Origin of the sequence: Mesorhizobium sp. M7D.F.Ca.US.004.01.2.1, assembly GCF_003997785.1 — a bacterium.
In the GTDB taxonomy this organism is placed as follows: domain Bacteria; phylum Pseudomonadota; class Alphaproteobacteria; order Rhizobiales; family Rhizobiaceae; genus Mesorhizobium; species Mesorhizobium loti.
In genome coordinates this window covers 1-7,145 of record NZ_RZRQ01000305.1, presented here as the reverse complement: position 1 = coordinate 7,145, position 7,145 = coordinate 1, and the positions used below count along the sequence as shown (strand labels likewise).

Here is a 7,145-nt window from a genome sequence, read left to right as displayed (position 1 = left end):
TTGCTGCGATGTGGCGCCGATGACACCTTCGGCCACCGACTTCACGCCGGGGCAGCCGCCGTCGACGGAGACGATCAGCACCTGGCTTTCGAGGCCGACAGCCTTGAGCGCCTGGTAGGCGCCGACAGCGGCCGGTTCGTTGATGGTGTGGATGACGTTGATGGTGTTGTCCTTCTGCAGAAGGTTCTCCATCGCCTTGCGGCCGCCCTCTTCGTTGCCGTTGGTGACGTCGTGGCCGACGATGCGCGGATCGGTCTCGTCGCCGATCTTGTTGGGGTCCTTCACGTCAATGCCGTAGCCCATCATGAAGCCCTGATCGCGCAGCACGTCGACGGTCGGCTGCGACGGCGTCAGGTCAAGGAAGCCGATCTTGGCGTCCTTGGCCTTGTCGCCGAGCGTGGCGGCGGCCCAGGCGCCGATCAGCTTGCCGGCTTCGAGATTGTCCGTCGCAAAGGTCGCGTCGGCCGCGTCGATCGGATCGAGCGGCGTGTCGAGCGCGATCACCAGTAGGCCGGCATCACGCGCCTTCTTCACGGTCGGCACGATGCCCTTGGTGTCGGACGCGGTGATCAGGATACCCTTGGCGCCGTCGGCGATGCAGCTTTCGATCGCCGCGACCTGGCTCTCGCTGTCGCCGTCGATCTTGCCGGCGTAGGTCTTGAGGTCGACGCCGAGTTCCTTGGCCTTCGCGGTCGCGCCTTCCTTCATCTTGACGAAGAAGGGATTGGTGTCGGTCTTGGTGATCAGGCAGGCGCCGACACCGGCCGCGGATGCGGACGAGGCAAACGCCATCAGGCCCAGAGCCGCGGCGGCAAACACGGTCGATTTCAATAGTTTTGTATTGGTCACGATTTTCCTCCCAGTGGAACCATTCCGATGCCGGCCAACCGGCACCTGCAGCGCATCCACGATATTCTCCCAGCGCGGACGCCGCCTCAACAGACACTAGGCCGAAGCCTCTGTCAATAATTAAATCACTCTTATTTATTATTGACAGCCTTGCTTCGTTCACCCATTCTGGCCCAAAAGCATTGAGGGGAAACGACGGGAGGAACAGGGTGGAAACCGCCATTGCGAGGCACGGTTCGCCCGAGGTGAATGACAGCCTCATTCACCGCGGCACCAACCAGAGCGGCATGCGCGACCACAACGAGCGGTTGGTGCTCTCGCTGGTGCGCCAGCACGGCAGCCTGGCGAAATCCGACATCGCCCGCATGACCGGACTTTCGGCGCAGACGGTTTCGGTCATCATGCGCGAGCTGGAGGAAGAGAGCCTTCTGCTGCGCCAGGCGCCGTTGCGCGGCAAGATCGGCCAGCCCTCCATCCCGATGGCGCTCAATCCCGAAGGCGCTTTCTTCATCGGCCTGAAGATCGGCCGCCGCAGCGCCGAACTGGTGCTGATCGATTTCCTCGGCAATGTGCGCTCGATGCTGCAGCATTCATACCGCTACCCGGCGCCGCGCGAGACGGTGGACTTCGTCAGCAACGGCATGCGGCAGATGCGCAGCGCGCTGACGCCCGCACAGGACAAGCGCATCGCCGGACTCGGCATCGCCATGCCGTTCGAATTGTGGAACTGGGCCGATACCGCCGGCGCCCCGCGCGACGTCATGGACGAATGGCGCCACCGCGACATCAGGGCCGACATCCAGGCGCAATGCGATTTTCCGGTCTATTTGCAAAACGATGCGACTTCGGCTTGCGGCGCCGAGCTCGTCTTCGGCCAGGCGGGGGCTGCGCGTGACTTCGTCTATTTCTATATCGGCGCCTTTGCCGGTGGCGGCATCGTGCTGAATGGCCGGCTTTTCGGCGGCCCGACCGGCAATGCCGGAGCACTCGGCTCCATGCCCGTGCCCGGGCCGGACGGCAAACCGACCCAGCTGATCGACGTGGCGTCCATCGCCATGCTCGAAAAGGCGCTCAATGCGCGCGGCGTCGAGGCCTCGCATCTATGGACATCGCCGGAAGATTGGGGCGAGATCGGACCCGAGCTCGACGACTGGATCGCCAGCGCTTCGCGGGCGCTCGCCTACGCCATCGTCGCCGCATCCTCGGTCATCGATTTCGAAGCGGCGGTGATCGACGGATGGATGCCGAAGGCGGTGCGCCGCCGGCTGGTTGACGCCATCATCGCGGCCATCGCCACGATCGACGGCGAAGGCCTGAAGCTGCCCGCCGTCCGCGAGGGAACCGTCGGCATTCACGCCCGGGCGCTCGGCGGCGCCAGCCTGCCACTATCCGAACGCTTCCTGATCGGATCGACGACGATTTCCAGGAGCGCCTGATGCTGATCGGAATCCCGGCGCTGCTCGGTCCAGAGCTTCTGGCGATCCTGCGCGGCATGGGCCATGGCGACGAAATCGCCCTTGTCGACGGAAACTATCCGGCCGAGCAACAGGCAACCCGGCTGGTACGAGCCGATGGTCACCACCTCATCCCGGTGCTCGACGCAATCCTGAGCGTGCTGCCGGTGGATGACGCCGTGCCGGAGGCGCTGTTTCGCGCCTCGGTCAAGGGCGACCCCTCGCTTGCCGATCCCGTCCATCATGAAATCGAGGCGATCTGCGCCAAACGCGCGCCGGGCCGCAAGGTGGTTGCGCTGGCCGGCGCCGACTTCTATGCACGGGTCAAATCGGCGCATGCCATCGTCGCGACAAGCGAGCCGCGGCTCTACGCCAACATCATCATCCGCAAGGGCGTGATCTATCCGCCGGAGACCAGGAAGCCATGATCCTCTGCTGCGGCGAAGCCCTGATCGACATGCTGCCGCGCACGACGACAGCGGGCGAGCCGGCCTTTGCGCCTTATGTCGGCGGCGCCGTGTTCAACACGGCGATCGCACTTGGCCGGCTCGGCGCGCCGGCCGGCTTCTTTTCGGGCCTGTCTTCGGATCTGTTCGGCGGCCAGTTCCGGGATGCGCTTGGGGCGAGCAAGGTCAGTTCCACCTACGCACACACTTCGCCTCGGCCAACGACGCTGGCCTTCGTCAAGCTCACCAACGGCCAGGCGACCTACACCTTCTATGACGAGAACACCGCCGGCCGCATGCTGACCATCGACGACCTGCCGCAGCTCGGCAGCGAGATCGAGGCCATGCTGTTTGGCGCCATCAGCCTGATCTCGGAGCCCGCCGGCGGCGCCTATGAAGAGTTCATGCGGCGCGAGCAGGCAAGCCGCGTCATGATGCTCGATCCCAACATCCGGCCGAACTTCATCCCGGACAAGGCCAAGCACCTCAGGCGCATCCGCGCCATGATGGCGATGGCCGACATCGTGAAACTGTCGGACGAGGACCTGAACTGGTTCGGCGAAGCCGGCTCGCACGAGGATGTCATCCGCAACTGGCTGGACCGCGGCCCCAAGCTGATCGTCGTCACCCATGGCAGCGAAGGCGCCGTCGGCTACAGCAAGGAGCACACCGTCACGGTGATGCCGGAAAAGGTCGAGGTGGTCGACACGGTCGGCGCCGGCGACACGTTCAACGCCGGCATCCTCGCCTCGCTGCACGAGCAGGGCCTGCTGACGAAGGCGGCAATCGCGGATCTGTCGAAAGATGCCATTCAAACGGCACTGGCACTTGGCGCCAAGGCGGCGGCGGTGACCGTGTCGCGGGCCGGCGCCAACCCACCCTGGCGGCATGAGATCGTCTGAACGGACCGCAACCTGCCGAGGATTGGTTGAGCTGGTCGATCACTTTATGTTTCGCAGGGTCGATCCCAGGGATTATTGAGGTAGGATTGTGCCTGACGAAGCCCGGATTTCCGGCATCTCGCGAAGACACGCCGGAAGATACAGGTAACAGACTGCGACACCTAGGCAATTCGCTGCTCTGCCTGCCCGGCTTTCTCGGCAGGCGCAACTCTGGTACCAGCGGCCGGTTATCTGGCTAACCCGTTTTGAGGCCGACATGCAGTTCATCGATCTTGGCGCGCAGCGCGAACGAATCCGCGACCGGCTGAAGGCCGCGATCGACCGTGTCGTCGACGAGGGCCGCTATATTCTCGGCCCGCAAGTCACTGAATTCGAGAACAAGCTCGCTGCCTATATCGGCACCAAGCATGTCGTGGCCTGCGCCAACGGCACAGATGCACTGCTATTGCCGCTGTTTGCGGCCGGCGTCGGCCCGGGTGACGCGGTGTTCGTGCCGAGCTTCACTTTCGCCGCCACCGCTGAAGTGGTGGCGTTGGCCAAGGCCGAGCCGGTGTTCGTCGATGTCGACCCGCATACGTACAACATCGACGTTGCCAGCCTCGAAGCGGCCATCGCCATGATCAAGAAGGAAGGCCGGCTGAAGCCCAAGGCAATCATTCCCGTCGATCTGTTTGGCCTTGCCGCCGACTACGAGGCGATCATGGCGATCGCCAACCGCGAAGGGCTGATGGTGATCGAGGATGCCGCCCAGTCGATGGGTGGTTCGCTCGACGGCAAGATGTGCGGCTCGTTCGGCGCGGTCGGCTCGACCAGCTTCTACCCGGCAAAGCCGCTTGGCTGCTATGGCGACGGTGGCGCGATGTTCACCAATGACGATGCGCTGGCCGAGCAGCTCAGATCCTTCGCTTTCCACGGCAAGGGCGAAACGCAATACGACAATGTCCGCGTTGGCATCAATTCGCGGCTCGACACGCTGCAGGCGGCGATCCTGATCGAGAAACTGGCCATCCTCGAAGACGAGATGGTTGCCCGCCAAGTGGTGGCAAAGCGCTATGCCGACGGGCTTGGCGACGTCGTCACCGCCGCCCGCAATCTGGACGGCAGCCGTTCGGCATGGGCGCAGTACGCCATCGAGACGCCGAAGCGCGACGGGCTGAAGGCGCATCTCGGCGAAAAGGGCATTCCGTCGGTCATCTATTATGTGAAGCCGCTGCATGCCCAGGTCGCTTATCGCGACTACCCGCGCACGCCGACCGGCCTTGCCGTGTCGGAAGACCTGCCGAAGCGGATTCTCTGTCTGCCGATGCACCCCTATCTCAGCGAAGACGACCAGGACCGCATCATCGAAACGATCCGTAACTATATCGGCTCGAATTCAGCGCAGGCCGCAGCCGAGTAGGCTGCGGGGCCTTCTCAGGCGGGGCTGACCCCTGCCCTGCCGCTGGCAATGAAATGCGGATTGGCGAAGTCCTCGTCGTCGCTTTGCCTGCGCTTGCCATAAACCAGAGGCTGGCCATCGAGCGTGCGCGTCATGCCGCCGGCCGCGCGAAGCACGGCGTCGCCCGCCGCCGTATCCCATTCCATGGTGCGGCCGAAGCGCGGATAGACATCCGCCTCGGCACTGGCGAGAAGACAGAATTTCAAGGACGAACCGACCGAGACGATTTCGGCGGCACCCAAGTCGCGAATATAGGCCTCGGTCTCCGGCGTGTTGTGGGAACGGCTGGCAACGACGGCCAGCGGCGCCACGGCTGTTCTCACCGAAATCGGCCGGCGGCCGACGATCTGGTAGTCGCCATCGATTTCGAGAGATTCCGCCCTGCCCGGCAGACCGGAAAAGAAGCGGCCGGTGCAGGGCGCAAAGACGACGCCGACTTCCGGCACGCCATCGCGAACCAGCGCTATGTTGACGGTAAAATCGGTGCGGCGGTTGACGAATTCCTTGGTGCCGTCGAGCGGATCGATAAGGAAGAAAGCCCCGGCCAGGTCGGGCGGCACGATGCCGGCGGATGCTTCCTCCTCGGCCACGCAGGGAATGTCGGGAAATGCGGCGCGCAGTCCGGTGAGAATGATCTTCTCGCTCTCACGGTCCGCCTCGGTCACTGGCGACGAATCGGACTTGCGGTCGACCGCGCAGCCGGCGTGGAACACGCGCATCACCTCGCGCCCGGCCGCCAAGGCCAGCCGCTCGAAGATTTCGAGCATCAGCCTGTCGTCAGATGCCGCCGCCGCTGTCGTATTGGTCTTCGGCAATGTCGCGCTCGTTCAGCCAGTGTTCCAGGGCATCTACCATCTCTTCGGCCGATTTGCCGAGTGTCTTTAGATGGATTTCGGGGTTTTCCGGCGCTTCATAAGGAGAATCGACGCCAGTGAAATTCTTGATCTCGCCATTCAGTGCGCGCGCATAGAGGCCCTTCGGATCGCGCCTGGCGCATTCCTCGAAGGGCGTATCGACGAACACCTCGATGAACTCTCCGTCCGCCATCAATTCGCGCGCCATGCGCCGCTCGGCGCTGAACGGCGAAATGAACGAAACAATGACGATCAACCCGGCATCGGCCATCAAACGCGCCACTTCGGCGACGCGGCGGATGTTCTCGACGCGATCGGCGTCGGTGAAACCAAGATCGCGGTTGAGACCGTGACGGACATTGTCGCCGTCCAGGATATAGGTATGGCGGCCGGTGGCGAACAGCTTCTTTTCGAACAGGTTGGCGATGGTCGACTTGCCGGAGCCCGACAGCCCGGTGAACCAGAACACGGCGGGCCGCTGGTTCTTCATGTCTGCGCGCACGTGCTTGCCGACATCGAGCGACTGCCAATGGATGTTTTCGGCGCGGCGCAGCGAGTGCAGGATCATGCCGGCGCCGACCGTGGCGTTGGAAATGCGGTCGATCAGGATGAAGGCGCCGGTGATGCGGTTTTCGGCGAAGGGATCGAAGGCGATCGGCGTCCGCGTCGAGATGTTGCAGATACCGACTTCGTTCATTTCGAGCGACTTGGCCGCTTCATGGGCAAAGTCGTTGACGTTGATCCGGTACTTCAGATCGGTGACGGTGGCGCTGGTCTGATCGGTCTCAGTGCGCAGAATGTAGGAGCGGCCGGGCAGCAGCGCATGTTCGTCGAACCAGACGATGTTGGCGGCGAACTGGTCTGCAACCTGCGGCCGTGCGGCCGGCGAAACCAGCATGTTGCCGCGTGAGATCTCGACCTCATCGTCAAGAACGAGTGTGACGGCCTGGCCGGCAGCCGCCTGGGCGAGATCGCCGCCATAGGAGACGATCCGCTTGACGCGCGAGGATTTGCCGGACTTGGCGACAACGACCTCGTCGCCGGGTGCAACCGAGCCGGACGCGATCGTGCCGGCAAAACCGCGAAAATCGAGATTGGGGCGATTGACATACTGAACCGGAAAACGGAACGGCAATTCAACCACCGCTTCATCGACCGACACGGTTTCGAGCTGCTCGATCAGCGTCGGGCCGGAATACCAT

General features: G+C 63.6%; 7 protein-coding genes. 4 read left to right on the top strand and 3 right to left on the bottom strand.

The window, feature by feature from the left end; translation table 11 throughout:
- On the bottom strand, positions 1–831 hold an 831-nt coding region (locus tag EN993_RS28355), incomplete at its 3' end, for a sugar ABC transporter substrate-binding protein (RefSeq protein WP_206532429.1).
- 227 nt (positions 832–1,058) lie between these two features.
- Here EN993_RS28355 and EN993_RS28350 point away from each other — a divergent pair.
- The 4 genes from EN993_RS28350 to EN993_RS28335 all read left to right on the top strand — a co-directional run bounded on the left by EN993_RS28350 (position 1,059) and on the right by EN993_RS28335 (position 5,050).
- The gene (locus EN993_RS28350) at positions 1,059–2,285 is read left to right on the top strand and encodes an ROK family transcriptional regulator (protein ID WP_109662414.1); all 1,227 of its coding nucleotides are present in this window, start codon (positions 1,059–1,061) and stop codon (positions 2,283–2,285) included.
- A complete protein-coding gene (locus EN993_RS28345) occupies positions 2,285–2,731 on the top strand; it encodes an RbsD/FucU domain-containing protein (RefSeq protein ID WP_109662412.1) in 447 nt (148 codons plus the stop codon). The genes EN993_RS28350 and EN993_RS28345 overlap by 1 nt, the downstream gene beginning before the upstream one ends.
- Positions 2,728–3,651: a carbohydrate kinase gene (locus EN993_RS28340; RefSeq protein WP_109662410.1), complete on the top strand. Its 924-nt coding sequence runs from the start codon at positions 2,728–2,730 to the stop codon at positions 3,649–3,651. The genes EN993_RS28345 and EN993_RS28340 overlap by 4 nt, the downstream gene beginning before the upstream one ends.
- Positions 3,652–3,907: 256 nt before the next feature.
- Positions 3,908–5,050, top strand: coding sequence for a DegT/DnrJ/EryC1/StrS aminotransferase family protein (locus tag EN993_RS28335; RefSeq protein ID WP_109662407.1), 1,143 nt, complete (start codon positions 3,908–3,910; stop codon positions 5,048–5,050).
- Between the two features lie 14 nt (positions 5,051–5,064).
- Here the strand turns inward: EN993_RS28335 and cysQ are convergent, their stop codons facing one another.
- Together cysQ and cysC are read right to left on the bottom strand one after the other, a co-directional pair.
- The gene (gene cysQ / locus EN993_RS28330; protein ID WP_164757860.1) at positions 5,065–5,856 is read right to left on the bottom strand and encodes a 3'(2'),5'-bisphosphate nucleotidase CysQ; all 792 of its coding nucleotides are present in this window, start codon (positions 5,854–5,856) and stop codon (positions 5,065–5,067) included.
- Positions 5,857–5,866: 10 nt separating this feature from the next.
- A partial coding sequence (cysC, locus tag EN993_RS28325; protein ID WP_127265425.1) for an adenylyl-sulfate kinase occupies positions 5,867–7,145 on the bottom strand: 1,279 nt, incomplete at its 5' end.

What these genes read in the sequence shown, in the direction of transcription:
- EN993_RS28335 (WP_109662407.1), top strand. Translation starts at nt 3,908, where the DNA reads ATGCAGTTCATCGATCTTGGCGCGCAGCGCGAACGAATCCGCGACCGG.
- cysQ (WP_164757860.1), bottom strand. Translation starts at nt 5,856, where the DNA reads ATGCTCGAAATCTTCGAGCGGCTGGCCTTGGCGGCCGGGCGCGAGGTG.
- EN993_RS28340 (WP_109662410.1), top strand. Translation starts at nt 2,728, where the DNA reads ATGATCCTCTGCTGCGGCGAAGCCCTGATCGACATGCTGCCGCGCACG.
- EN993_RS28345 (WP_109662412.1), top strand. Translation starts at nt 2,285, where the DNA reads ATGCTGATCGGAATCCCGGCGCTGCTCGGTCCAGAGCTTCTGGCGATC.